The organism is Desulfovibrio sp. SGI.169, assembly GCF_050313595.1.
In the GTDB taxonomy this organism is placed as follows: domain Bacteria; phylum Desulfobacterota; class Desulfovibrionia; order Desulfovibrionales; family Desulfovibrionaceae; genus Desulfovibrio.
The window spans coordinates 108,650-132,826 of the sequence record NZ_JBNPLS010000006.1 but is presented as its reverse complement, the minus strand read 5'-3'; the positions used below and the strand labels follow the sequence as shown (position 1 = coordinate 132,826).

The 24,177-nt window shown below is 61.9% G+C and carries 33 protein-coding genes and 1 pseudogene; 7 read left to right on the top strand and 27 right to left on the bottom strand.

Going from position 1 to position 24,177, the window contains the following annotated elements:
- Window positions 1-27 precede the first annotated feature (27 nt).
- The 21 genes from rplO to rpsJ all read right to left on the bottom strand — a co-directional run bounded on the left by rplO (window position 28) and on the right by rpsJ (window position 9,033).
- Window positions 28-492 carry a 50S ribosomal protein L15 gene (rplO, locus tag ACQRA4_RS05220; protein WP_427822032.1) on the bottom strand — a complete coding sequence of 155 codons (465 nt, stop codon included), beginning with the start codon at window positions 490-492 and terminating at the stop codon, window positions 28-30.
- A gap of 21 nt (window positions 493-513) precedes the next feature.
- Window positions 514-690, bottom strand: a complete 177-nt coding sequence (gene rpmD / locus ACQRA4_RS05215) for a 50S ribosomal protein L30 (RefSeq protein ID WP_427822031.1) — start codon at window positions 688-690, stop codon at window positions 514-516.
- A gap of 2 nt (window positions 691-692) precedes the next feature.
- On the bottom strand, window positions 693-1,214 hold the full coding sequence (gene rpsE, locus ACQRA4_RS05210; protein WP_427822030.1) for a 30S ribosomal protein S5: 522 nt from the start codon (window positions 1,212-1,214) through the stop codon (window positions 693-695).
- A 1-nt stretch (window position 1,215) separates the two neighbouring features.
- Window positions 1,216-1,575 carry a 50S ribosomal protein L18 gene (gene rplR, locus ACQRA4_RS05205; protein ID WP_427822029.1) on the bottom strand — a complete coding sequence of 120 codons (360 nt, stop codon included), beginning with the start codon at window positions 1,573-1,575 and terminating at the stop codon, window positions 1,216-1,218.
- Window positions 1,576-1,585: 10 nt separating this feature from the next.
- Window positions 1,586-2,125, bottom strand: coding sequence for a 50S ribosomal protein L6 (gene rplF / locus ACQRA4_RS05200; protein WP_427822028.1), 540 nt, complete (start codon window positions 2,123-2,125; stop codon window positions 1,586-1,588).
- A gap of 10 nt (window positions 2,126-2,135) precedes the next feature.
- Entirely contained in the window at window positions 2,136-2,516 is a 381-nt protein-coding gene (rpsH, locus tag ACQRA4_RS05195; protein ID WP_427822027.1) for a 30S ribosomal protein S8, read from the bottom strand.
- A 106-nt stretch (window positions 2,517-2,622) separates the two neighbouring features.
- Window positions 2,623-2,808 carry a type Z 30S ribosomal protein S14 gene (locus tag ACQRA4_RS05190; protein ID WP_427822026.1) on the bottom strand — a complete coding sequence of 62 codons (186 nt, stop codon included), beginning with the start codon at window positions 2,806-2,808 and terminating at the stop codon, window positions 2,623-2,625.
- Between the two features lie 11 nt (window positions 2,809-2,819).
- Window positions 2,820-3,359: a 50S ribosomal protein L5 gene (gene rplE, locus ACQRA4_RS05185; RefSeq protein WP_427822025.1), complete on the bottom strand. Its 540-nt coding sequence runs from the start codon at window positions 3,357-3,359 to the stop codon at window positions 2,820-2,822.
- A gap of 9 nt (window positions 3,360-3,368) precedes the next feature.
- Window positions 3,369-3,701 carry a 50S ribosomal protein L24 gene (rplX, locus tag ACQRA4_RS05180; RefSeq protein WP_427822024.1) on the bottom strand — a complete coding sequence of 111 codons (333 nt, stop codon included), beginning with the start codon at window positions 3,699-3,701 and terminating at the stop codon, window positions 3,369-3,371.
- 9 nt (window positions 3,702-3,710) lie between these two features.
- A complete protein-coding gene (rplN, locus tag ACQRA4_RS05175) occupies window positions 3,711-4,079 on the bottom strand; it encodes a 50S ribosomal protein L14 (RefSeq protein ID WP_008685833.1) in 369 nt (122 codons plus the stop codon).
- A 9-nt stretch (window positions 4,080-4,088) separates the two neighbouring features.
- Window positions 4,089-4,352 (bottom strand): 30S ribosomal protein S17, encoded by a 264-nt coding sequence (gene rpsQ / locus ACQRA4_RS05170; RefSeq protein WP_008685834.1) that lies wholly within the window; start codon window positions 4,350-4,352, stop codon window positions 4,089-4,091.
- Window positions 4,353-4,354: 2 nt separating this feature from the next.
- On the bottom strand, window positions 4,355-4,585 hold the full coding sequence (gene rpmC / locus ACQRA4_RS05165) for a 50S ribosomal protein L29 (RefSeq protein WP_427822023.1): 231 nt from the start codon (window positions 4,583-4,585) through the stop codon (window positions 4,355-4,357).
- Window positions 4,585-4,998: a 50S ribosomal protein L16 gene (gene rplP / locus ACQRA4_RS05160; RefSeq protein ID WP_427822022.1), complete on the bottom strand. Its 414-nt coding sequence runs from the start codon at window positions 4,996-4,998 to the stop codon at window positions 4,585-4,587. The genes rpmC and rplP overlap by 1 nt, the downstream gene beginning before the upstream one ends.
- A complete protein-coding gene (rpsC, locus tag ACQRA4_RS05155) occupies window positions 4,998-5,639 on the bottom strand; it encodes a 30S ribosomal protein S3 (RefSeq protein WP_427822021.1) in 642 nt (213 codons plus the stop codon). Before rpsC ends, rplP begins: the two co-directional genes overlap by 1 nt.
- Before the next feature lie 3 nt (window positions 5,640-5,642).
- The gene (gene rplV / locus ACQRA4_RS05150) at window positions 5,643-5,981 is read right to left on the bottom strand and encodes a 50S ribosomal protein L22 (protein ID WP_427822020.1); all 339 of its coding nucleotides are present in this window, start codon (window positions 5,979-5,981) and stop codon (window positions 5,643-5,645) included.
- A gap of 9 nt (window positions 5,982-5,990) precedes the next feature.
- Window positions 5,991-6,275, bottom strand: coding sequence for a 30S ribosomal protein S19 (gene rpsS / locus ACQRA4_RS05145; RefSeq protein WP_427822019.1), 285 nt, complete (start codon window positions 6,273-6,275; stop codon window positions 5,991-5,993).
- Between the two features lie 9 nt (window positions 6,276-6,284).
- The gene (rplB, locus tag ACQRA4_RS05140) at window positions 6,285-7,133 is read right to left on the bottom strand and encodes a 50S ribosomal protein L2 (protein WP_427822018.1); all 849 of its coding nucleotides are present in this window, start codon (window positions 7,131-7,133) and stop codon (window positions 6,285-6,287) included.
- A gap of 2 nt (window positions 7,134-7,135) precedes the next feature.
- Complete coding sequence (gene rplW / locus ACQRA4_RS05135) at window positions 7,136-7,426, bottom strand: 50S ribosomal protein L23 (protein WP_427822017.1); 291 nt, start codon at window positions 7,424-7,426, stop codon at window positions 7,136-7,138.
- A 1-nt stretch (window position 7,427) separates the two neighbouring features.
- Window positions 7,428-8,063, bottom strand: a complete 636-nt coding sequence (gene rplD / locus ACQRA4_RS05130; RefSeq protein ID WP_427822016.1) for a 50S ribosomal protein L4 — start codon at window positions 8,061-8,063, stop codon at window positions 7,428-7,430.
- 10 nt (window positions 8,064-8,073) lie between these two features.
- Window positions 8,074-8,703: a 50S ribosomal protein L3 gene (gene rplC / locus ACQRA4_RS05125; protein WP_427822015.1), complete on the bottom strand. Its 630-nt coding sequence runs from the start codon at window positions 8,701-8,703 to the stop codon at window positions 8,074-8,076.
- Between the two features lie 12 nt (window positions 8,704-8,715).
- Window positions 8,716-9,033: a 30S ribosomal protein S10 gene (rpsJ, locus tag ACQRA4_RS05120; protein WP_022658146.1), complete on the bottom strand. Its 318-nt coding sequence runs from the start codon at window positions 9,031-9,033 to the stop codon at window positions 8,716-8,718.
- Between the two features lie 888 nt (window positions 9,034-9,921).
- On the opposite strand from rpsJ, the gene ACQRA4_RS05115 reads away from it, so the two are divergent.
- Window positions 9,922-11,283 carry a tetratricopeptide repeat protein gene (locus ACQRA4_RS05115; RefSeq protein ID WP_427822014.1) on the top strand — a complete coding sequence of 454 codons (1,362 nt, stop codon included), beginning with the start codon at window positions 9,922-9,924 and terminating at the stop codon, window positions 11,281-11,283.
- A 68-nt stretch (window positions 11,284-11,351) separates the two neighbouring features.
- Here the strand turns inward: ACQRA4_RS05115 and ACQRA4_RS05110 are convergent.
- Window positions 11,352-11,720: pseudogene (locus tag ACQRA4_RS05110) on the bottom strand (IS1595 family transposase); the annotation flags it as partial.
- Window positions 11,721-12,163: 443 nt separating this feature from the next.
- On the opposite strand from ACQRA4_RS05110, the gene ACQRA4_RS05105 reads away from it, so the two are divergent.
- From ACQRA4_RS05105 to hypE, 6 genes are all read left to right on the top strand, one after another.
- Entirely contained in the window at window positions 12,164-13,354 is a 1,191-nt protein-coding gene (locus ACQRA4_RS05105) for a class I SAM-dependent rRNA methyltransferase (protein WP_427822013.1), read from the top strand.
- Window positions 13,355-13,372: 18 nt separating this feature from the next.
- On the top strand, window positions 13,373-14,563 hold the full coding sequence (locus ACQRA4_RS05100) for a pyridoxal-phosphate-dependent aminotransferase family protein (RefSeq protein WP_427822012.1): 1,191 nt from the start codon (window positions 13,373-13,375) through the stop codon (window positions 14,561-14,563).
- A 115-nt stretch (window positions 14,564-14,678) separates the two neighbouring features.
- Window positions 14,679-14,996: a DUF1844 domain-containing protein gene (locus ACQRA4_RS05095; protein WP_427822011.1), complete on the top strand. Its 318-nt coding sequence runs from the start codon at window positions 14,679-14,681 to the stop codon at window positions 14,994-14,996.
- A 104-nt stretch (window positions 14,997-15,100) separates the two neighbouring features.
- Complete coding sequence (gene argC, locus ACQRA4_RS05090; RefSeq protein ID WP_427822010.1) at window positions 15,101-16,156, top strand: N-acetyl-gamma-glutamyl-phosphate reductase; 1,056 nt, start codon at window positions 15,101-15,103, stop codon at window positions 16,154-16,156.
- A gap of 223 nt (window positions 16,157-16,379) precedes the next feature.
- On the top strand, window positions 16,380-17,468 hold the full coding sequence (gene hypD / locus ACQRA4_RS05085; RefSeq protein ID WP_427822009.1) for a hydrogenase formation protein HypD: 1,089 nt from the start codon (window positions 16,380-16,382) through the stop codon (window positions 17,466-17,468).
- Window positions 17,469-17,473: 5 nt separating this feature from the next.
- Window positions 17,474-18,481 (top strand): hydrogenase expression/formation protein HypE, encoded by a 1,008-nt coding sequence (gene hypE / locus ACQRA4_RS05080; protein ID WP_427822008.1) that lies wholly within the window; start codon window positions 17,474-17,476, stop codon window positions 18,479-18,481.
- A 31-nt stretch (window positions 18,482-18,512) separates the two neighbouring features.
- On the opposite strand, the gene ACQRA4_RS05075 is transcribed toward hypE, so the two are convergent.
- The 5 genes from ACQRA4_RS05075 to ACQRA4_RS05055 all read right to left on the bottom strand — a co-directional run bounded on the left by ACQRA4_RS05075 (window position 18,513) and on the right by ACQRA4_RS05055 (window position 24,150).
- The gene (locus tag ACQRA4_RS05075; protein WP_427822007.1) at window positions 18,513-19,448 is read right to left on the bottom strand and encodes a DMT family transporter; all 936 of its coding nucleotides are present in this window, start codon (window positions 19,446-19,448) and stop codon (window positions 18,513-18,515) included.
- 17 nt (window positions 19,449-19,465) lie between these two features.
- On the bottom strand, window positions 19,466-20,290 hold the full coding sequence (locus tag ACQRA4_RS05070) for a helix-turn-helix domain-containing protein (protein ID WP_427822006.1): 825 nt from the start codon (window positions 20,288-20,290) through the stop codon (window positions 19,466-19,468).
- A gap of 258 nt (window positions 20,291-20,548) precedes the next feature.
- Entirely contained in the window at window positions 20,549-21,460 is a 912-nt protein-coding gene (locus tag ACQRA4_RS05065) for a D-alanine--D-alanine ligase family protein (protein WP_427822005.1), read from the bottom strand.
- Complete coding sequence (locus ACQRA4_RS05060; RefSeq protein WP_427822004.1) at window positions 21,423-22,082, bottom strand: HD domain-containing protein; 660 nt, start codon at window positions 22,080-22,082, stop codon at window positions 21,423-21,425. The genes ACQRA4_RS05065 and ACQRA4_RS05060 overlap by 38 nt, the downstream gene beginning before the upstream one ends.
- Window positions 22,083-22,515: 433 nt before the next feature.
- Window positions 22,516-24,150: a class I adenylate-forming enzyme family protein gene (locus ACQRA4_RS05055; RefSeq protein WP_427822003.1), complete on the bottom strand. Its 1,635-nt coding sequence runs from the start codon at window positions 24,148-24,150 to the stop codon at window positions 22,516-22,518.
- Between the last annotated feature and the right edge of the window lie 27 nt (window positions 24,151-24,177).

Here is a 24,177-nt window from a genome sequence, read left to right as displayed (position 1 = left end):
CGTTCCGGCCGCCGGAACGACCGAAGACTATTCGGCCGCCGGGGCCGCCTGCAGTTCGGTAACCTCGCCGCCGGCCTGGCGGATTTTTTCCGCCGCGGCCTGGCTGAACTTGTGAGCCTCCACCTTGAGGGCGGCCTTCAGTTCGCCACGGGAAAGAATTTTCACCGGCGCGCCCATCCGGGCCAGGCCACGGGCATAGATGTCATCCAGAGTAATGCTGTCCTTGCCCTCGAAAGCCTGAACCAGCATATCCAGATTGATGACATCATACGTCACCTTGAAGGGCGCGTTTTTGAAGCCGTGTTTGGGCAGCCGGCGCTGCAAAGGCATCTGGCCGCCCTCAAAACCGGGGCGCACGCCGCCGCCGGAACGGGCATTCTGGCCCTTGTGCCCCTTGCCGGACGTGCCGCCCAGCCCGGAACCCCCGCCCCGGCCCACCCTGCGGCGGGTCTTGCGCTCTTCCGGAAAAGGAAAGAGATTGTGCAGTTGCATAGTATACTCCTCCCGCGGCCGCTAGTCCACGACGGCCACAAGATGCGAAACTTTGGCGATGATGCCCCGGATGGCCGGGGTGTCCTTGAACGTCTTGACCATCTCGCGACGCTTGAGGCCAAGAGAGTCCAGCAGTCTGCGCTGGGCCGGCGTGGCGCCGATGCGCGAACGCATGAGTTTGACCTTGATTTCCGTCATGTCTACTTCCTCGGAGCTTCCAGCTTCTTGCCGCGCAAGGCCGAAACATCTTCGGCGCTGCGCAGGGAAACAAGGCCCTGTATGGTGGCGCGAAGCACGTTGTGCGGATTGTTGGTGCCGATGGCCTTGGCCAGCACGTCGCGCACGCCCACAGCTTCCATCACGGCGCGCACAGCGCCGCCGGCAATGATGCCGGTACCTTCGGAAGCGGGCTTGAGCATGACGCGCCCGGCGCCGAAACGGCCCAGCACCTCGTACGGCAGCGTTCCTTCGACCAGAGGCACCCGCACGCGGTTTTTGCGCGCGCGCTCGGTGGCCTTGCGCAACGCTTCGGGCACTTCCTGTGCCTTGCCCAGACCGAAGCCCACGCCGCCCTTGCCGTCGCCCACCACCACCAGGGCGCTGAAGCTGAAACGACGACCGCCCTTGACCACCTTGGCCACGCGGTTGAGAGAGACGATCTTTTCGATTTCGCCCAGTTCGTTCTGCTGGGTTTCGCTATTGTTCGAGCTTTCCTGACGCATATTAGAACTCCAGGCCGCCTTCGCGGGCGCCGTCGGCTACGGCTTTGACACGACCGTGATAAATATACCCGTTGCGATCGAATACCACTTTGCTGATATTCTTTTCCTTGGCCAAGCGGGCAATTTCTTTGCCCACGCGTTCGGCGCCGCTCTTGTTGCAGTGCAGGCCGGGTTCGGTTTTGGACAGGCTCAGGGTGGAGGCGGACACCACAGTCGCGCCTTCCAGATCGTTCACGATCTGGGCGTAAATATGCAGGTTGGACCTGTAAACAACAAGACGCGGACGTTCAGCCGTGCCGTTGACCTTTTTGCGGATGCGGATCTTGCGGCGCTGACGGGATTCATTTTTGCTATAACTCATGGCGCAGCCCCTACTTCTTGCCGCCGGACTTGCCCACCTTGCGGCGGATGGTCTCGGTCACATACTTGATGCCCTTGCCCTTGTAGGGTTCGGGCTTGCGGATACGGCGGATTCTGGCGGCCATTTCACCCACCAGTTCCTTATCCAGACCGCTGATGGTCAACACCTGGCCTTCCACAGAGGCCTTGATGCCGGCGGGCATCTCAACCACAACGGGGTGGGAATAGCCGACGGCCAGCTCGATGATATTGCCCTTCACGGCCACGCGGTAGCCCACGCCGATAACTTCCAGGGCCTTGGAAAAACCCTTGGTCACGCCGTCGATGCAGTTGGCCAGCAGCGTGCGGCGCAAACCATGCTGCGAACGGCTTTCACGGCTTTCTTCGAGGCGGGTCAATGTCACATGCCCGTCGGCCAGCTCATACTTGAGCAGAGAGCAGACAGGCGTGCTCAACGAGCCCTTGGGGCCTTTCACTTCCACAACATCCGTTCCGATCTTGACTTCAACGCCATTGGGAACGGGAATGGGCAGTTTACCTATGCGAGACATAACGCACCGCCTACCAGATTTCACACAGAAGTTCACCACCCACTTTCTTTTCATGGGCGGTCATGCCGTCCAGCACGCCGCTGGACGTGGACAGAATGCAAATGCCGAGGCCGTTCTGCACCTTGGGGATCTGACGCGAGTTCACATACACCCGGCGACCGGGGGTGCTCACGCGCTTCAGGCCCGAAATGACGGGCTTGCCCTTCTGGTACTTGAGGGTAATGGTGATGGTTTTGTCGGCCACGGCCACGTCTTCGACGTAACCTTCCTGCTTGAGGATGGCGGCTAACGATTCCTTCATCTTCGAGCGCGGCACATTCACTTCCTTGTGCAGGGCCAAATGCGCGTTGCGGATGCGGGTCAGCATATCCGCAATGGGATCTGTCAACATCGAAAGCTCCTGAGAGGTTGGACGCGGGGTTGACGGCCCCATGCCGCCACTTCCCGCAGGCGCGTGAAAACCGCGCCGCCCGGGCGCGCCAGCGCCCGGAAATACGTTACCAGCTTGATTTGCGCACGCCGGGCAGCTCACCGCGCAGGGCCATGTTGCGGAAGCAGATACGGCAAATGCCGAACTGACGCAAAAAGGCGCGGGAACGCCCGCAGAGCGGGCAGCGGTTATACGCGCGCGCGCTGAACCTGGGCTTACGTTTGGCCTTCACTTCCAGCGAAGTACGGGACATACGGCAAACTCCTATTTACGGAACGGCATGCCCAGCTGATCCAGAAGGAACTTGCCTTCCTTGTCCGTGGCCGCCGAAGTGACAATGGTGATGTTCATGCCCTTGGGGTTTTCCACACGATCTATTTCCAGTTCAGGGAAGATGGTGTGTTCCTTGATGCCCAGGGTGAAATTGCCGCGACCGTCAAAACCGCGGTCGGGGATGCCGCGAAAGTCGCGCACCCTGGGCAGGGCAAAGTTCATGAGCTTGTCCAGGAAGTCCCACATGCGATCCTTGCGCAGGGTCACGCGGGCGCCGATGGGCATGCCTTCGCGCAGCTTGAAAGCGGCAATGGATTTCTTGGCGCGGGTCACCACAGCTTTCTGACCGGCGATGGCGGACAGTTCCGCCACCGCTTCTTCCATGATCTTGTTGTTCTGGGTGGCGGCGCCAAGGCCGATGTTCAGAGAGATTTTTTCAATTCCGGGCAGCTGCATGGAGGAGGTATAATTGAACTCCTTCTGCAATACCGGAACCACCTTCTCTCTATATATCTTTTCAAGGCGTGTCATCGTATCACCTTATTCCATGACTTCGTTGCACTTTTTGCAGAAGCGAACTTTCTTTTGCTTGCCTTCGGACTCGATGTACCTGTAGCCCACCTTGGTGGCTTTGCCGCACGCCGAGCAGACCACCATGACGTTGGAGACATGGATGGGCATTTCCTTTTCCACGATGCCGCCGGGCTGCTGGGCATAAGGGTTGGGACGCAAGTGGCGCTTGGCCATATTGGTCTTTTCCACCAGCACGCGATCCTTCTTGCGCAGGATCTTGAGCACCTTGCCGATCTTGCCCGCGTCCTTGCCGGTGATCACCATCACCTTGTCGTCCTTGCGGATGCGATACGTTTTCATGACGATCTCCTAAAGCACTTCCGGGGCAAGGGAAATAATTTTCATGAAGTTCTGGGCGCGCAACTCACGGGCCACGGGGCCGAAGATGCGCGTGCCCACCGGTTCGCCCTGGTTGGAGAGCAGCACGGCGGCGTTGCCGTCAAACTTGATGTAGCTGCCGTCCATGCGCCGCACTTCCTTGGCGGTGCGCACGATAACGGCTTTCATCACGTCGCCCTTTTTCACCTTGCTGTGAGGCATGGCCTCCTTGACGGAAACCATGATGATGTCGCCCACCGAGGCGTAACGGCGATGCGAACCGCCCAGCACCTTGATGCAGGCCACCTTTTTGGCGCCGGAATTGTCGGCTACCTGAAGCGTCGATTCTACCTGGATCATGGCGCTACCCTACACGGCTTTTTCAATGATGGAGACCAGATGCCAGCGCTTGTTGCGCGACATGGGGCGGAACTCCACAATTTTGACCTTGTCGCCCATACCGCATTCGTTCATGGGATCATGAGCCGTGAACTTCTTGCGGCGCCTCACATACTTTTTGAGCAGAGGATGCTTGACCAGGGTTTCAACGCGCACGACAATGGTTTTGTCGTTCTTGTCGCTCACCACAATGCCGGTCAGCGTTCTGCCCTTGCGTTCTTCCAGAGCTTGCATTTTCAGGCCCTCTGTTCCTTTTCGTTCAACACGGTCTCGATGCGCGCCACCTGCTTCCGTATGGCTTTCAGCTCGGAAGTCTTCTCAAGCTGCGCCGCAGCGTGCTTGAAGCGGGCGTTCATCAGTTCCTGCCGCTGTTCGGCCAGCTTGCCGCGCAGCTCTTCCGCGCTCATTTCGCGCAGGGCTTTGGCGGCGTCACGGGCGACCTTGTCGCTTTTTTTCTTGGCAGCCATCAGAAGCCCTCCCTCACCACGATCACGGTCTTGACAGGCAGCTTGTGCGCGGCGCGGGTCAGCGCCTCGCGGGCCAGTTCAAGGCTGACGCCCTTGATTTCATACAGCACACGACCGGGTTTGACCGGAGCGCACCAGCCCACCGGAGAGCCCTTGCCGGAACCCTGACGGGTTTCCAGAGGCTTGGCGGTAACCGGACGATCCGGGAAAACGCGAATCCAGACCTTACCGCCGCGTTTGATATGACGCATCATGGCAATACGGGCGGCCTCAATCTGCTGGCTGGACAGATGTCCGTGCTGCACGGCCTTCAGGCCGATGTCGCCAAAGGCAATGGAGGCGCCGCGCGTGGCCAGACCGCGCAGACGGCCCTTCTGCCATTTGCGGAATTTAACTTTCTTGGGCGCAAGCATTATTGTTCAACCTCTTTGTCAAGGATTTCACCCTTGTATATCCACACCTTGACACCGATGATGCCATAGGTGGTGCGCGCCTCGGCAAAGCCGTACTCAATATCGGCGCGCAGGGTCTGCAAGGGCACGCGGCCATCGCGATACCATTCGGTACGGGCGATTTCGGCCCCGGCCAGACGGCCGGCGCAGGTCACCTTGATGCCTTCGCCGCCGAACTTGCGGGCCATGGACACGGTGCGCTTCATGGCGCGGCGGAAGGCCACGCGGCGCTCCAACTGCTGGGCGATGTTCTCGGCCACGAGCTGGGCGTCCACTTCAGGGCGGCGGATTTCATTCACTTCCAGGGAAAATTCGCGCCCGAACTTCTGACGCAGATCCCCCCGCAGTTTTTCAATTTCCACGCCTTTGCGGCCAATAACGATGCCAGGCCGGGCCGTGGAGAGAATCAGGCGCACTTTGCCGCCGGCGCGCTCGATTTCAATTTTGGCAAGCCCCGCATGATAGAGGAGCTTCTTGACGAACGCGCGGATTTTGCTGTCCTCGTAGACAAAGGCGGGGTATTCCTTCTTGCTGAACCAGCGGGACTGCCAGTTCTTGTTGTACCCAAGCCGGAAGCCGAACGGATGTACTTTCTGACCCATAGCCTATTCCTGCCCTTCTGCGAGTATGACGGTGATGTGGCTGGTGCGCTTGTGAATTTTGCTGGCCCGGCCCTGAGCGCGGGGCATGAAGCGCTTCCAGGCAGGACCTTCGTTGACCACGATTTCCTTCACCACCATGGCGTCCACGTCCACGCCGCCCAGCTGCGAGGCATTGGCCAGCGCGCTTTTGAGCACGCCAAAGAGCACGCCCGCGGGTTTGTTGGGGGTAAAGCGCAGAAGATTCATGGCCTCCTCAACCCCAAGGCCCTGCACATTCTTGGCCACAAGCCGGGTCTTGCGCGGCGAAACGCGCTGGAATTTCGCGATTGCTTTCGATTCCATACTGTTACCCTACTTCTTGCCGGCCTTGGCCTTTTTGTCGGCGGCGTGCCCGTGGAAGGTGCGGGTGGGCGAAAATTCGCCCAGCTTGTGACCCACCATGTTTTCGGTGACGAACACCGGCACGAACTTCTTGCCATTATGCACCGCAAAGGTCAGCCCCACCATTTCCGGCAGGATGGTCGAGCGGCGCGACCAGGTCTTGAGCACGCGGCGGTCGCCGTTGGCCACCGCGTTGTCGACCTTTTTCATCAAATGACCGTCCACGAACGGCCCTTTTTTCAATGATCTCGGCATGAGCTACTCCTACTTCTGGCCGCGGCGTTTGATGATCAGCCGGGAAGAGGCTTTCTTCTTGTCGCGGGTCTTGTACCCCTTGGCGGGCATACCCCACGGCGACACAGGATGACGACCGCCGGAGCTTCTGCCTTCACCGCCGCCCAGCGGGTGGTCGATGGGGTTCATGGCCACGCCGCGCACCTGGGGGCGACGCCCCAGCCAGCGGTTGCGACCGGCTTTGCCCAGCGAGATATTTTCATGGTGAATATTGCCCACCTGACCCACCGTGGCCACGCAGGAGGCCAGCACCTTGCGCACCTCGCCGGAGGGCAGTCGCAGCAGAGCGTATTTGCCTTCCTTGGCCACAAGCTGGGCATAGGCGCCGGCGGCGCGGCACAACTGACCGCCCTTGCCGGGGTAAAGCTCCACATTGTGGATCACCGTGCCCACGGGAATGCGAGCCATTTCCAGGGCGTTGCCGGGCTTGATGTCGGCGCTTTCGCCGTTGCGCGAGTTGACGCCGCTCATCACCACATCGCCCTGCTTCAGCCCCACGGGCGCGAGGATGTAGCGCTTTTCGCCATCCGCATAATGCAGCAGCGCAATGCGGGCCGTGCGATTGGGATCATACTCAATGTGCGCCACAGTGGCTTCGATGCCGGTCTTGTTCCGCTTGAAGTCAATGATGCGGTAAAGACGCTTGACGCCGCCGCCGCGACGGCGGCTGGTGACGCGGCCCCGGTTGTTGCGACCGGCCTTCTTGGGCAGGCCTTCGGTGAGCGACTTCTCAGGGCGCGTCCGGGTGATTTCCTCAAAGTCGGAAACCGTCTGGAAACGACGCCCCGCGGAGGTCGGTTTCAGCTTGCGGACAGCCATGATTACACTCCCTCGAAGAACTCGATTTTATCGCCCTGGCGCAGCGTTACATACGCTTTCTTCCAGCCGGGCTTGCGGCCCACCACGCGACCCTGACGCTCCCTCACGGAGGGGGCGCGACGCACCACGTTGACCGCTTCCACTTTCACGTCAAAAGCCTTTTCCACCGCCTGCTTGATCTCAATCTTGTTGGCCCTGGGATGGACATAAAAAGCAACCTGCTGCGCCTCATCCTTGAGCATGGTCGTCTTTTCCGTCAGCAGGGGCTTGAGCAAAACATAGGTTGATTCCATCTTAGGCCCCCTTTTTTCCGGCAAAACGCGCCTGAACGGGTTCCACGGCCCCTTCCAGAAGCACAAGCTGCTTGTGCCTGAGCACTTCCAGCACGCTCAGACGGTCGGGCGTGGTCAGGGTCAGGCCGGGGATGTTGCGGGCCGAACGGCTCAGGGTTTCATTCTCCTCAGGGGCCACGATGAGGGCCTTGCTGAGGCCGAGAGCCCCGGCCACCTTGGCGAAGTGCCTGGTTTTGGCTTCGGGCAGCTCAATGCCCTTGACCACCAGCAGGTTTTCGCCAGCCAGACGGCTCGACAGAGCCATCTTGAGAGCCAGGGCGCGCACCTTGCTGTTGACCTTGAAGCCGTAATCGCGCGGGCTGGGCCCGAAGATGATGGCGCCGCCGCGCCACACGGGCGAGCGGTTGGAGCCGGAGCGGGCCCGACCGGTACCCTTCTGCTTCCAGGGCTTGACGCCGCCGCCGGAGACGAACGCGCGCGTTTTGGCACTGTGCGTGCCCGCGCGTTTGGCCGCCATCTGGGCGCGCACCACGAGGTTGAGGATTTCGGGCCTCACCTCGATTTCGAACACATCGGAAGCCAGCGTCACTTCGCCGCTTTCCTGCTTGTTCTGGTCATATACTTTCACGGTAGCCATGTCGCTTCCCCTACTGCTTGCGGATCAGCACCAGCCCGTTCTTGGGGCCGGGCACGGAACCTTTGACCAGAATGACGTTGTCCTCGGGACGCACGTCCACGATCAGAAGGCCCATTTCCGTCACGGTTTCATTGCCCCAATGGCCCGCCATCTTGCGCCCCTTGAAGACGTGGCCGGGGAAGGTGTTGTTGCCTACCGAACCATTGTTGCGGTGCACCTTTTCGCAGCCGTGCGAATCTTTGGAGCCGGCGAAATTCCAGCGGCGCATGCGGCCCTGATACCCCTTGCCCACGCTCTTGCCCGTCACCTTGACCACCTCGCCGGCGGAGAAGATGTCCACGGTGAGCCGCTGGCCGGGCTGCTGCTCGGGCGCGCCCGAAAGCCGGATTTCACGCGTATGGCGAAAAAGCCCGACGCCGGCCTTGGCGAAGTGGCCGCGCATGGCTTTGCCCACATGCTTTTCCTTGGCTTCGGTCAGCGCGATCTGCAGGGCGTTGTAGCCGTCCTTTTCCACGGTCTTGACCTGGGTGACAGGGCAGGGCCCGGCCTCGATGACCGTCACGGCCACGGCGGCGCCGTCACCGGCGAAGATGCGGGTCATACCAAGCTTGCGACCCAAAATTCCCAATTTCTCAGCCATGACTGCCTCTCGCTAGAGCTTGATTTCCACGTCCACACCGGCGGGCAAGGAGAGCTTGCCCAGCGCGTCGACGGTCTGCTGCGTGGGTTCCAGGATATCCATAAGCCGCTTGTGGATGCGCATTTCAAACTGCTCACGGGACTTTTTGTCCACATGCACGGAACGCTGAACGGTGTACTTGTGAATGTTGGTGGGCAGGGGAATGGGCCCCGCCACACCGGCACCGGTATTGCGCGCCGTATCCACGATTTCCGCAACGGCCTTGTCCAGAATGCGGTAATCGTAGGCTTTGAGCTTGATCCGAATGCGATCGCTGCTAACAGTTGTCATTGTGCCTACTCCGTTTGCAAAAACACCCCGCGCGGCCGCATGGCGCGGCGCGGGTTCCTTCACAGCATACGCGGGCCATGAAGCACGACCCGAAGGCCACCACACCCTGGTGACGGACGGAACAAGGCGACATAAGGGGCTGCGCGAAACGCGCGCATCACACCTGATAACAGGAATTCGGAAGATGTCGGACGCCTGGGCGAACCGGCATCATCCGCGTGACGCTCCCCGGCGCAGCCCAAGCCTGGCCGCCGATGAAACGGCGGCGCGGCGGTCCCGCAGGGTCACCAAAAAAGGGATTGCTCCCCAACACCTTACAGCCCCGGGTCACATGGCCTCTGGCCCATGTGGGATCCGTCATCGGGCTGGAACGGCTCGACATTTTCCGGCATTTGGCAACGCCTGCGAATGTCAAAGCCCGTTGCGCAAAGGAGCCGTAGCGGCATCCGGTCGCTTGCGGGCGCAGCAGGACAGGCTCGACCTGTCCTTCCCTGCCGTCCAGGGATGCTCCATCGGACAATAATCCGCCGAAGCGTGTTGGTTATAGCCAAAAGGCGGTCTGGCGTCAAGTTTTTTTGAAAAATTTTTCGGTATTCCCGCGGCGACAGCCGCCGACATTCGCTTCGGACTGCGGAAAATTTTTCTTTCACGCCGGCGGATGAACAACAAGGCGCGCTTTTTTAATGAGGGCGGAATCCGGATGCCGAATCCCCGGCACAACGGCGCGGCGCTTGACAAGGCGAGGGGCGGCGACTACCTGTGAACGGTAAAAAATATGGTTTGTCTTTATCGCGGCCCGCCTGTTCAGCCGGCTTTCCCCGGCGGAACCCCGGAGGCGCTTTCACAGGTTGCGACAATCCTCGGCAACCATCGCAGCAGGAGCGGCATATGCCTATGGATCCGGCGCTCAAGGCCAGACAGAACACTTATGCGAATACGATCATCAACTATATGCGCAAGGAGGAGGGGCACATCATCGCGCTCAGCGACGACCAGGCATTTTCCACCCAGCTGCGCCTGACGCTGGCCAAAGAACTGGGCCTCACCTCGCCGGATACGCTCACGGTTCTGTCCGACTCGCGCCAGCTCTTGCGCGTGTTGCGTGAAGTGACGCCCCGGCACCCGGCGCCGATTCTCTTTCTGGAGCGGATTATGGACGGCCAGGATCTCAGCTTTCTGGTCAACCAGATCAAGCAGTCGTACACCAGGCTGCGAATCATCATTCTGACCACCGACGTGCAGCGCGACCGGCTCATGCTGCTGCACGAGGCAGGCGCGGACAACTTCATCTCCAAGCCGGTGTCCGTCAATACGCTGATCGAGAAAATGGCCTTCACGCTCAAGGCGCAGAGCAGGCTCGGCCAGGCCATTGACCTGGCCAAGTCCCTTCTGGCCGAGGGAAAATATGACGAAGCGCTGGCCGCCTGCCAGAAAATTCTGACGCTCAAACCCGGCAGCGCGGCGGCCTATCTGGTCATAGGCGACGCGCAACGCGCCATGCATGACTATGAAAAGGCGCGCATCGCTTATGAAACGGCGGCCAAGTCAGCCGATCTCTACCTCGCGCCGTTGCAACATCTGGCCGAAATGTACGAGGAGCTGGGCGACCAGCAATCACAACTGCGCTGCCTGCAAAAACTTGACGCCATCTCGCCGCTCAACTTCAACCGCAAGGTGAGTCTGGGGGAACTCCACCTGGCCATGGGCGAAGCGGAAAAAGCCGAGGAATTTTTTGACAAGGCCATGGCCCAGATCACCAAGGAGGCCATGGACGGCATCAGCGTCCTTTCCGGCCGTATCGCGGCCATCTATGCCGACAAGGACCCGGTCAAGGCTGAAAAGTTTTTGCGCAACAGCCTGGATGTCAAGAGCAAGTATCTCTCAAGGGAGGACCTCATAACCTTCAACCAGCTGGGCATTAACCTGCGCAAGCAGGGCCGCTGGAAAGACGCCATCATTGAATACAAGCGGGCCATCAGGATCGCGCCCGATGATGAAAATCTTTACTACAACATAGGCATGGCCTTCGCCGAAGGCGGCGATTTTTTGCAGGCCAAAGCCAATCTGCTCAAAGCCGTGGATCTTAATCCAGAGATTCCCGGCGCCAGCCCCAATATTGCGTACAATTTCGGCGCGGTCTTCCTTCAGTCCAAAGACCGGGAACGGGCGGCCCATTTTTTTCAACTGGCGCTTCAGCTGCGGCCCGACTTTCCCGCAGCCAGGGACGGGCTCAAGCGGGCCGCCGGCTAGGAGCGCTGATACTGAATTGCCCGCATGAAGCTGACAGAACCGCGACACGGGCGGGTAGAAAGCGACATGCCGCGCCAGCCATCAGAATGAATGACACTTTCAAGGCCTGCACGGCCACGTATGATGCCCTGGAGAGAGACCCTGGAGCAATCAGGAAGATTCCGCATAGACTTTAATTGCGTTTGAACAGGTCGAAAACATGGCTTTTCCGTGTGTTCCACAACTTCTGACGCCCCTGATCCGGCGAGCGCCGAAACAGCTTTCATCAACTCCGGCTTCCCTTTTGACGGGAGACGCCGCCTTGCAGTAACGGGCAATTTTCTCCCGGTAAGTCGACCGGGACGGCGCGTTGGCTAACGCCGGACAATTCCGCAATCTGCGAAGCTGTCAAATCAACGGAAAAGCTTCACGCGCTGTTGAATTTTTGCCCCAGAAATTCTTGAACGATATGCGTACCTTTTTCATCGCCATGAATAGCCAGACAACCTTTTCAGGGGCTCTCAGCCAGGCAAGAGCCTTTTTCAGAAATTCGTGAACTCGATTCCCCTCGCATACAAAGGCCGCCCGGCAGAAAAATGCAGTGTCATGCTGTACCCTGACCGGCCAAAAAACAAAATCATGCCCTGCCCTGGTTTGCTTTCGTCCGCGCCAGGCCGGCTCCGACGCGTGCGTCGTTGGATTGCCGATTCGGTCGGCGGCCCGCTCCGTAAACTTTTATCCGCCCCGGGAGGCCTCCCGTCGCGCGCAGGCGTATTTCCCGCTGGCGTTTGACTATAATACTCTATATGGCTATGCCTGTTGTGGCGAATATCTTATTGTCAGGATAAATCCGCGCTTTTTGGGCAAAGAGCAGCAGGATACACGACTTCCGGGACGATCTATGCGCAAACTCTGGCTCAAAAAAAATGAAGACCGCCGCCTCCGCGCCGGGCACCTCTGGGTGTTCAGCAATGAGGTGGATACGCAAAAAAGCCCGCTCACGGATTTCGCGCCCGGCGAGGAGGCCACGCTCTGCGACGCGCGCGGCGCGGCTCTGGGCAGCGTCTGCCTGAACCCCGCCTCGCTGATCTGCGCGCGGCTGCACGCGCGTCAGCCCGACGCGCCTCTGGACGCGGCCCTGCTGCGCCAGCGCCTGAGTCAGGCTCTGGACCTGCGCCGGCGGCTCTTCCCCGCCCCCTGGTATCGCCTCTGCCACGGCGAGGGCGATTTTCTGCCCGGCCTGGTCATCGACCGCTACGGCGATCACTGCACCCTGCAAATCAGCACCGCCGGCATGGAAAGCCGCAAGGAACTTGTCGCCCAATGCCTGCATGAGCTGCTCGCGCCCGCCTCCCTGCTTTTTGACAACGACCTTGCCATGCGCGGCCTGGAAGGGCTTTCCCGCGAGAATCAAAGCCTGGGCCAACTGCCGCAGCGACTGGAGGTGCCGGAAAACGGCTGCCGCTTTTTTGCGCCCTGCGCCACGGGCCAGAAAACCGGCTGGTTTTACGATCAGCGGCTCAACCGGCGGGAACTGGCGCGTTACGCCCGCGACGCGGATGTGCTGGACATCTTCTGCTACGCGGGCGGCTTTGGCGTGACGGCCGCTGCGGCCGGGGCGAAGTCCGTGACTTTTCTGGACGCCTCGCCCCAGGCGCTGGCCCTGGCGCGCGAAAACGCAGCGGCCAATGTTCCCGCCCTGGCGGACAGCGCCGCGGTGGAAACCATCTGCGGCGACGCCTTCCGCCAGCTCAATGAGCTGTACGAAGAGGGACGCCGTTTCTCCCTGATCAGTCTGGACCCGCCCGCCTTCATCAAACGCCGCAAAGACGCGGCGCAGGGCCTAGCGGCCTATCGCAAGATCAACGCTCTGGCCATGCGCCTGCTGACGCCGGGCGGCGTGCTGGCAAGCTCATCCTGCTCGCACCATCTTCCGGCCGAGGCCCTGCGCGCCTGTGTGGCCCAGGCGGCGGCCCGGCGCGGGCTGCACGCCCGCCTGCTTTTCGCGGGCGGTCAGGGGCCGGATCACCCGGCGCATGCCGCCATGCCCGAAACCGCCTACCTCAAATGTTTTATCACCCAGGTGGGTTAAACATCACGGAGTATCCCCATGCTTAATAAAGTACGCCTGCTCACTCCCGGCCCCACGCCCCTGCCGGAACGCGTGCGCCTGATTCTGGCCAGGGACATGATCCATCATCGCAAAAGCGAATTCAAAGCGGTCATGGGCCGGGTGCAGGAAAAGCTGCGCGTTCTTTTCGGCACGCGGGAGACGGTGCTGCCGCTCTCCTGCTCCGGCACGGGCGCCATGACCGCCGCCGTGTACGGCCTGTTCAACCCCGGAGAAAGGGTGCTGGTGGTGGAAGCGGGCAAATTCGGCCAGCGCTGGCGCGCCATCGCCGCCTCGCGCGGCCTGGAGACCACAAGCCTGAACGTGCCCTGGGGGCAGGCCGTGGCGCCGGAACAGGTGGAGGCGGCCCTCAAGGCCGACCCGTCCATCACGGGCGTGCTGATTCAGCTTTCCGAAACCTCCACCGGCGTGCTGCACCCGGTGCGCGAAGTAGCCCAAATCACCCGCCAGCGCGATGTTTTGCTGGTGGTGGACGGCATTTCCGCCGTGGGCCTTTCACCCTGCCCGCTGGATCAGTGGGGGCTGGACTGCCTGCTCACCGGTTCTCAAAAGGGCCTGATGCTGCCGCCCGGCCTGGCGCTGCTGGCCCTTTCGGCGCGGGCCTGGAAAAAAGCCGAAAGCGTGACGCCCGGCTGCTTCTATTTCAACCTGCTCAAGGAGCGTGAGCAGGCGCTCAAGGGGCAGACCCTGTTCACCTCGCCGGTGAATCTGATTCTGGGGCTGGACGAAAGCCTGGACATGCTGCTGGAAAACGGCCTGGAAGCCCTGTACGCCAAGCAGTGGGCCCTGACCATGCTGACCCGCGCGGGCGTATCGGCGCTGGGGCTGGATCTCTTTGCCCCCCGGCATTTCGCCTGGGGCATCACCAGCGTGCTCTTGCCCGAGGGCGTGGACGGCGCCGCGGTGCTGCGTCTGGCGCAGGACAGGCACGGCGTATGCATGGCCGGCGGCCAGGATCAGCTCAAGGGGCGCATTGTGCGCATCGGCCATATGGGCTGGGTGGACTGGTCCGACGCGCTGGCCGGTCTGTACGCCCTGGAACGCGGCCTGACGGAAGCGGGCGGCTTTTCCGGCGCGCGCGGCTATCTGGAACAGGGCATGGCCGCCTACCGCGCGGCGCTCGCCGGCAAGCCGGGCGAGGTTCCGCCTCAGGTTCTGGTGCGCGGCTAGGTCATGCTTTCATGGCGCCCCGCCCTTGCCCGGCGTCGGAAAGGCCTTATGTATGGGGATACGGGAGCGGATGACGAATTATGGCCCCAGAACCGTCTATCAGCATGAGGTTGTTATGAGTGATGCTTGCGGCTGCCATGGCTCCAAGGGCGGTCCCATGCCTGAGGTGACCTTTTCCACCTTTATTCTTTCCCTGGCCTCTTCGGCCCTGGTGCAGCTGGGCGAAGTGCCCAACCCAGAAACCGGTCGGGTGGAGCGGGATCTTCTGCTGGCCCGGCATAATATTGATGTGCTGGAAATGCTCCGCCAGAAGACGGATCGTTGCCTTGAAGAGCGGGAACGACGCCTGCTGGAAGGCGTTCTGTATGAGCTGCGCATGAAGTATGTGATCAAATGCGGCCCGGACGGCGACAGGGAGACGGCGGCGTCCTGAGCCTTGCCGGGTCTTTGCGTCGCGCGGCATTGCGGCGCGGCTTTGCCTGGAGCTTCACCGGGCGGAATATTTCAACTCATTATGCTCTAGAAAGGACATGCGGCATGAAAACGATCAATGTGGGCCTGGTGGGCATTACCGGCTATGCGGGCATGGAGCTGGCGCGGCTGCTGGCCGGGCACCCCGCCATGCGCCTGAACATGGCCTGTTCCAGAGCCGAGGCGGGTAAGCGCCTGGGCGAATTTTATCCTTTTCTGGAGCATATGCCGGGCTCGGATGTGGTCATCAGCGTTTTCGAGCCCAGAGAAGCCGCCCAGCACTGCGACCTGGTCTTTCTGGCTGTGCCCGCCGGCACGGCCATGAACATGGCCGGTCCGCTGCTGGACGCCGGGGTCAAGGTGGTGGACCTCTCGGCGGACTTCCGCATTCATGACGCCGCAACCTATGAGCGCTGGTACAGGCACGAGCATCAGCGCAGGGATCTGCTGCGCTGGGCCGTCTACGGCCTGCCGGAACTGTACGCCGCGGATATCGCCCAGACCAGCCTCACGGCCAACCCCGGATGCTATCCCACCTCGGTGATCCTGGGCCTGTACGCTGCCCTCAAAAACGGGCTGATTGAGCCGGACGACATCGTGGTGGACGCCAAGTCCGGCGCCACCGGCGCGGGCCGCAAGGCCGCCGTGCCCACGCTGTTCTGTGAGGTGTCGGACAATTTCCGCGCCTACGGCCTGCCCCGCCACCGCCATACCCCGGAAATCGAGCAGGAAATTTCCCTGCTGGCCGGGCATGAGGTGCGCCTCTCGTTCAATACGCATCTGCTGCCCATGAACCGGGGCATTCTCTCCACCATTTACACAAAACTCAGAGACCCCGCCGCCACTCTGGACAGCGTGCATGAAACCTTCCGCCGCACCTGGGAGCACAGCCCCTGGGTTCGCGTGCTGCCCAAGGGCGCTCTGCCCGAAACACGCTATGTGCGCGGCAGCATGTTTTGCGACATCGGCGTGGTGGTAGATCCCCGCACCAGGCGGCTCACCATTCTCGCGGCCATCGACAATCTCTGCCGCGGCGCTTCGGGGCAGGCCCTGGCCAACGCCAACCTGATGTGTGGTCTGCCTGTAAACGCCGGTCTGGAGCGCCTCGCGCCCCTGGCCTGACCCCCGGTCGCCTTTCTCTCCATTTCAGCCCGGAGCGTTTTCCCAATGGAGTCGCGTAAACGGTTCGGCGGATGCGGGAGCAGACGCCCCCGCCGCAATGAGGCGGAAAAGCCGCGCTTTTCCAGATGCCTGTCCCGCTCTGCGGGGAAATGGCGGCAGCGAAACCTGACGAAAATATCCGTGTTACGGATATTTTCATCAGCAAAATGCTTTAGGATGCGCCATGCAACTGAACACGGCCTTTCAGGATCCCCAACTCTGTCACAGCCTGCTGCAGCGCCTGGAGCGCGCCCTGGACGGGCGGCCCCTGCGCTTCATGGAGGTCTGCGGCACGCATACGGTGGCCATATTTCAGAGCGGGCTGCGTTCTCTGCTGCCCGCCCCGATCACCCATCTTTCCGGGCCAGGCTGCCCGGTCTGCGTGACCCATGACGCGGAAGTGGCTGCCTTTCTGGATCTGGCCGGGCGGGAGAGGGTCATTGTGGCCACCTTCGGCGATCTGCTGCGCGTGCCAGGCCCCAACGGCCTCAGCCTCAAGCATGCCCAGGCCCAAGGGGCGCGCGTGGAAATCGTTTATTCGCCCCTGGAGGCCCTCAGCCTGGCAGCGGCCAACCCTGGCGACACGGTGGTTTTTCCGGGCATAGGCTTTGAAACCACCGCGCCCACCGTGGCGGCCACCCTGCTCATGGCCCGGCAACGCGACATCAAAAACTTTTGCGTGCTCTCCCTGCACAAGATGGTGCCGCCCGCCCTGCGCGCCCTGCTGGACGACGCCGCCTGCGCGGTGGAGGCTTTTCTGCTGCCCGGTCATGTCTCCACCATTCTGGGCCTGCGGCCCTATGCTTTTCTGGCCTCGGAATACCATGTGCCGGGCGTGGTGGGCGGCTTTGAACCGGCGGATATTCTGCTGGCCCTCTGCCTCATGGCCGAACAACTGCGAGACAAGGCCCCGGCCATTGTCAACGCCTATCCCCGCGCGGTGGCCGACGAGGGCAATCCCAGGGCGCGCGCCCTGCTGGAACAGTTTTTCCAGCCAGCCGACGCGCTCTGGCGCGGCCTGGGCCGCATCCCCCAAAGCGGACTGGCCTTGCGCCCCGAATACGCCGATTTCGACGCCATGAGCCGCCTGGACTTGCGTCTGCCCGAAGTGACGCCCCTGCCCGGCTGCCGCTGCGGCGATGTGCTCAAAGGGCGCATCGCGCCGTCGGGTTGCCCTCTTTTCGGCAAAAAATGCACCCCGGCCACGCCCGTGGGGCCGTGCATGGTCTCCACCGAGGGCAGTTGCGCGGCCTACTTCAAATACGCGGAGTAACTCGCATGGATGATTGTCTTTTACTGGACGCGGGCAGCGGCGGCAGAGCTTCGCAACGGCTGGTGGCGCAATGTTTTCTGCGTCATTTCGCCAACCCCCTGCTGGAACGGCTGGACGACGCGGCCCTGCTGCGTGAGGCGCGCGGCCCTCTGGCCATGAGTACGGATTCCTACACCGTGACCCCGCTCTTCTTTCCCGGAGGCAGCATCGGCAGTCTGGCGGTGCACGGCACGGTCAACGACGTGTCCATGCTCGGCGCGCGGCCCCGCTATCTGAGTTGCGCCTTTATTCTGGAAGAGGGCCTGCCCCTGGAGGCGCTGGATCGCGTGGCGGCGGACATGGGCCAGGCGGCCCGCGCGGCCGGGGTTCAGATTGTCACCGGCGACACCAAGGTGGTGCCGCGCGGGGCCTGCGACAAAATTTTCATCACTACCACCGGCATTGGCGAAATTTTTGCAAACCCGGCCCCCTCCGGGCACAACGCCCGCCCCGGCGACGCGGTGCTGGTCAGCGGCGCTGTGGGCGACCACGGTCTGACCGTCATGGGCAGCCGCGAAAATCTTTCTTTTCTTACGGATGTGGCCTCGGATTCAGCGCCGCTGAACCGCATGATCGAGAATGTCATCGCGGCCGCCGGTGAAGTGCATGTGCTGCGCGACCCCACGCGCGGCGGGCTGGCCACCACACTGAATGAAATCGCCGAGCAGTCCCAGGTCTGCATCAGCCTGGAGGAAAGCCATATTCCGGTGCATGAGTCCGTCAGGAACGGCTGTTCCTTTCTGGGCCTGGATCCGCTCTATCTGGCCAACGAGGGCAAATGCATCTGCATTCTGCCCGAAGAAAGGGCCGGGGCCGCGCTGGCGGCCATGCGCGCCTCGCCCTATGGCGCGGAGGCCGCGCGCATCGGCAGCGTGAGCAATGGCAAGGCCGGGCGGGTGTCGCTGCGCACACGCATCGGCGGGCAACGCCTGCTGGGCATGCTGGAAGGCGCGCAACTGCCCCGCATCTGCTGAACGCCAACGGCAAAAGGGGATATTACGGGGGTTATGCCTGGCCGCTTCCGCCGCTTTTCGCCAAATGCCCGGCACTCTTCAGCCGGAAACGCCGCATTTCTGAAATGGCCAGGCCCAGCAGGGTCAGGGCCGTCCCCGTGGCGGACATCCAGGTGACGCGCTCGTGCAGCGCCAGCACCGAGGCCAGCACCGTGACCACCGGAACCAGATAAATATAAACCACGGTTTTGATGGCCCCCAGCCGCCTGATGGAGAATGTCCAGGTCACAAAACACAGGGCCGAAGCCCAGAAGCCCAGAAAAAGCAGGTTGCAGAGGTTCACCGGTTTGAGCGCGCGCGCCGTGTCCCAGGAAAAGCCGCACACCGGCAGGCAGGGCAGCATAAACAGCAGGCCATAGAAAAAAATGCGGCGGGTGGCCAGGAGACTGCCGTAACCGTGCGCCCCGATCTTGCGGGTCAGAATGGAATACACGGCCCAGACCAGAGCCGCCAGCGCGGCCAGCAGGTCGCCCAAGGGGTTGAGCCGGAGCACCGCGCCGCCATTGAAACTGATCAGGCCAATGCCCGTGATGGCCACGCCGAAACCCAGAAAAAAACTGGCGCGGGGCCGTTCGCCATCAAGAAAGTGAAAGGCGAGCAGGGCCGTGAAAAAAGGCGCCACAGCCACAATCACGCCCACATTGGAGGCCAGGGAATAGGTCAGGGCCATATTTTCCAGCAGAAAATACAGCGTCACGCCGGTCAGACCGGCAAAGGCAAAAAGCCACTCCTGCCGCCTGTCCGCCAGAATGAGGCGGCGCGGACAGACCAGACAGAGCGCCAGCCAGCCGAGCATGAAGCGGATGAACAGAATTTCCAGGGGCGTGAAATCCCGCAGCAGCACCTTGGTGGAAATGAAGGTGACGCCCCAGACGATAATGGTCATCAGAGCCGCCAGATGCCCCATCAACCGCTTGTGATCCGCCATGTTTTCCTCTTTCGCGCTCAGTGTCCGGCCGGGATGGGGGCGCGCTGGCACTGCCCGGGCGTCAAGTCGGTAAAACGTTTGAGAAATTTCGTGAAGTGGCTCTGGTCCGTAAAGCCCGTGCTCAGGGCCGCCTCCACCGGGGCCACGCCCGCTTCCAGCAGGGCCTTGGCCCTGGCGATGCGCACATTTGCCAGATAGCGATACGGCGTGATGCCCATAACGCGGGTAAAGGCGCGCAGCAGGCAATACTTGTCCAGCCCTGCCAGGCGGCTCAGATCGTCCAGGCTGACGCGTTCGGCATAGTGCTCTTCCAGAAAATCGCGAACCACACGCAAAGGCGCATCCCCGCCCTGAAAAGCGGGCCGCGCCAAGGGCGCGGCGAAGCCCTCCAGCAATGCCCCCAGCAGGGAGAAGAACAGCTCTTCCTTGCGGGAGCCCGCAAATCCTTCGACAATCATGGCATGCACATCGCGCAGCAGCGGGGCCAACCCGCTTTGCGGCACAAGGCAGGGCGCGAACATGGGCAGGCTTTCCCCGCCGGCGATCTGCCGATTCAGACGGTGCATGGTTTCTTCGCCCACATGCAGAGCGCGCCAGCTCAGCGGCTCTTCGCCCACCCGGCTACAGGCGTGTTTGTCACGCGGATTGAAGAGAAGCAGATCACCGGTCTTTGCCGTATATTCCCTGTTGTTGCAGAAAATCCGCCGACGACCGCCATCCATGCAGCCGATGACGTAGTGCTCATGAAAATGAGTGGGAAAGTCTTGCAGCAGCCCGTGAAACCAGCAGGCTTCAATATGCAGATCCGCGTCAAAGCGGATCATGCGCGCCTCGCCCGGCATAGTCCAACTCCTTGTTGAGCAAGAACCTAACCTGTCAGGCTAAATTTTTCTGGTATGATATTGAGCGGAGAAAACGCGGTACGGCAGACGAAAAATAGCTTGATGTTTTTTGATGAGGGCTGACCTGAAACTCTTTCACATGGAAAATGCCCCGCAACGCCAGCCACGGATGAATACAAAGGGCACAGCAAAAGCCTGCCTCTGTGCGGAATGTCAGCATGCCGGACGCACAGCGCCGCCCGCGTCCGTTCTCCCCGCTCAGCTTTTGCGACGCGCCATGCCCAGCTCCATAAGCCGTTCCAGCAACTGGCCGAAATCAAGTCCGATGGCCCTGGCCTCCTGCGGCACCAGGCTGGTGGCTGTCATGCCCGGCAGGGTGTTGACTTCCAGCAGGGTCAGATTTTGCTGTGCGTCCAGAATAAAGTCCGCGCGGCTGTAGCCTCTGAGCCCCAATGCCCGGTGGGCCGCCAGGGCCAGTTCCCGAACCCGCGCCGTCAGCTCCGGCGCGATGGGCGCGGGGCATATCTCGCGCGCGCCGCCCTTGGCGTACTTGCTTTCGTAATCAAAAAAATCGCCGGCCACAGGTTCAATAAGAATGGGCGGCAGGGCTTCATCCCCCAGGATGCCGCAGGTAACTTCACGGCCCTTGAGTTCCGGTTCCATAAGGGCCTCGTCCCCGGCGGCAAAAATCACGGCCAGCAGCCTGTCCAGCTCGGCGCGGTCGCGCGCCCGGCCCAGACGCAACGAAGAACCGCCGGTATTGCTTTTGACAAAGAGCGGATACGGCAGGCGCGGCTGCCAGTCAGCGGGCGGCGCTGACGGCAGAAACTCCCAGTCGGCGGTGGGCAGGCCCGCATACCGGAAAATCTGCTTGGCCGCCGCCTTGTTCAGGGCCAGAAAGGAACCCGCCGGCCCCGCCCCCTGATAGGGGCAGCCCACCCGGTCAAGCATGGCCTGCACCAGACCGTCCTCGCCCGGCGCGCCGTGCAGATTGATGAGGGCGAAATCATGCTCGCGGGCCTGGGGCAGCAGGTTGTCAAATTCTGTCAGCAAATCAAAAAAAGTCACGCTGTGGCCCAGCGCGCGCAGGGCTTCGGCCATGCCGCGCGCGCCACTCAGCGAAATTTCCCGCTCACTGGACCAGCCGCCCGCAATCAAAAGAATCTTCATGCAACGCCCATCCCAACTGCGCCGACAAGGCGCTTTCAATATTTTTTCCCTGTTCGTAGGAACTCCGAATGCCCGCGCGCGCGGCTTCATTGCAGCCGTAGCGCGTGAGCAGATCCTCGTAACGATCCTTAAGGGAAACGCAGGCATCGTGCCTGACCCGTTTATCGGCATAGATCACAAAAAACGGCAAGGCGCAGATTCCCGCCCCTTCCGGCACGGGCCAGGGCCAATGCACATGCAGCATGACGCCCTGCGCCAGCGCGTAGTTGCGGGTTTCTGCCACGGCCCACGCGCCGCCCAACTGCGCATGGCTGCCGCCATGCCGCAGGCAATAGGTTTTGGCGATATCGTGCAGCAGGGCGCTGGCGCGCACTTCCGGCACATGAACCGCAAAGCCCTTTTCAGCCGCGCGCCGGGCCAGAAGGGTGGCGATATGGGCCACAAGCCGCGAATGTCGCCGCACATTGGGCAACATGTCATACTTGCGCCAAAGGGCGAAGCAGGCCTCGTCGTCCGGCGGCGGAACGGAAGCCGCCGTCGCCAGCCCCGGAAGCTCCGGCAGGCCGGACAGAGGATGGCGGAAAGGCTTCGCCGCGCCGGGCGCGGAGTCAAAACTGTTCATCCTGCAAGTATGCCACCGGCGGAACGGGAAGGCAAGACGCCCTTCGCGGGCGTGGCGGGATGCGGCATGAAATGCAGTCATGACCGGCGACAAGCCTTGCCGCCATTCCGGCAAAGCGCGTCACGGCGAAAAAGCGGCCCCGCCCGTACAGGCGGAACCGCTTGATCATGCCTCCAAGCCGCCCCGGATGCCGGACAAGCCGAAAGCCGGGGCGGCCCAACGGGAAGTGAACCGGACGCCGATCACGACACGAACCGGCGCGCATCGCCGCGCTATCCCCACAGACGGTCGGAATCAGGCGCAATTCCGCAGGGGATGCCCTGCCGGAAAGGGCGCGGCGAGCGGAGCGCGCTGCGCTCTAAAACTGTCTATCGGCCCGCAGCGCGGAAACTTGAGAGCGGCAACGGCCCGCGGCATTCAAAAAGCGTCGCGCTCAGTCGCGCGCGTCATCCGCGGCCCGCTCACGCAATTTGTAATGCAGCAGCTTGCCCGTGGCCGTGTGCGGAAGTTCCTTGACAAGGGTGTAGAATCTGGGCTGCTTGTACGACGGCAGCATGGGATGCGCCGCGCAGTGGGCTTTCAGTTCCTCCACGGTCAGGCTGTCGTCCGACGGCAGCACATAGGCGGCCACGCACTGGCCGTGCAGACGGTCCGGCCTGCCCACCACCGCGCTTTCCGCCACCTTGGGGTGTTCATTGAGCACGGCCTCGATCTGGGCGGGATAAATGTTTTCGCCCGCGCAGATGATCATGTCGTCCTTGCGGCTCACCACGGTGACGCATTCATTTTCATCCCAGGTGCCCAGATCGCCGGTGTAATGATAGCCCTTGTAAAACTTGCGCGCGGTCATTTCCGCATTGTTCACATAGCAGCAGGCGGATTTGGCCGGGGATTTGACGATGATCTCGCCCACCTCGGCGTTGTCCTTGGCCGCCAGTTCCGTGGGTTCGGCGCGCCCGTCCTCCCTGATTTTGATCACGCGCACTTCGTCGTCCGTGCAGGCCTGCCCGGCGCTGCCCGCCATTGCCGGCAGATTGTAGGGGCGCAAAAAGGTATTCCAAAAGGTTTCCGTGGTGCCGTAGCCGTTGAAAATATTGGGCGTGAACAGCTCGCGGTATTTTTCGCAGGCGCTTTTTTCAAAGGGGCTGCCCATTGTCACTATGCCGCGCAGGGCGCTGAGGTCCGCCGGGGCGCGTTCCTGGGCGCGCGCCAGCAGGGCGATGATGGAGGGCACGCCGATAAGAAAGGTGACCCGCTGTTCCTGGGCGAAAGCCAGACAGCGACGGGGGTTGAACTCGCGCAGGATGACCACCTCGCCCCCGGCGTAGAGCGTGGGCGTAAGGCCGCCGGAATGCAGACCGCCGCGGTGAAACCAGGGCGTCATGTTCATGGTTCTGTCCGTGGCGTTGAGCGGAAAATGCATCATCACGTCATGGGCCGAAAGCACTTCATTGATGTTGTTGATGGGCACAGCCTTGGCCCGGTTGGTGGCGCCCGACGTATAAAGGCGGACAGTTTCATCATAAATGTGCGGCCTGTCTGGACGGACGGGGTCAGTTTCCGGCATGCCGCGCACATAGTCGTCATAGGGCGTATCCTCAGACCTGGCAGGAGCGCCCCCGCCCGCCACGACCACGCGGCGGGGCTTGTGCCGGGCGAAATCCAGCGCCTGGCGCGCGGTTTCCGCAAAGTCGGCATCATAAAAAAATACCGTCGGCTTGCTGTCGTCAATGACCAGCGCCAGTTCGCCCGGCGCCAGCCGGTAATTGACCGGGCAGCCGACGGCTCCGGTCTTGTGCCCCGCCAGATAGCAGAACGCGAACTCCGGGCTGTTCAGCAGCATGTACATGATCACGCTGTTCCTGCCGATGCCGTCGGCCGTCAGCGCGTGGGCCAGACGGTTGGCGTCCGCATTGAGTTCCCGATAGGTCCAGCGCCGCCCGTCGGCCGGGGAATGCAGGGCCGGAGATTGCGCAAAGCGCCCCACATTGCGCAGAAAACCGTTCAGCCAGGTGAACTCATGCTCGAAGGTATCCCTGAACATGGCGGCATCGTAGGTAAAGTCCACAACGTGTCTCCCTGATCGTTTGAAGCG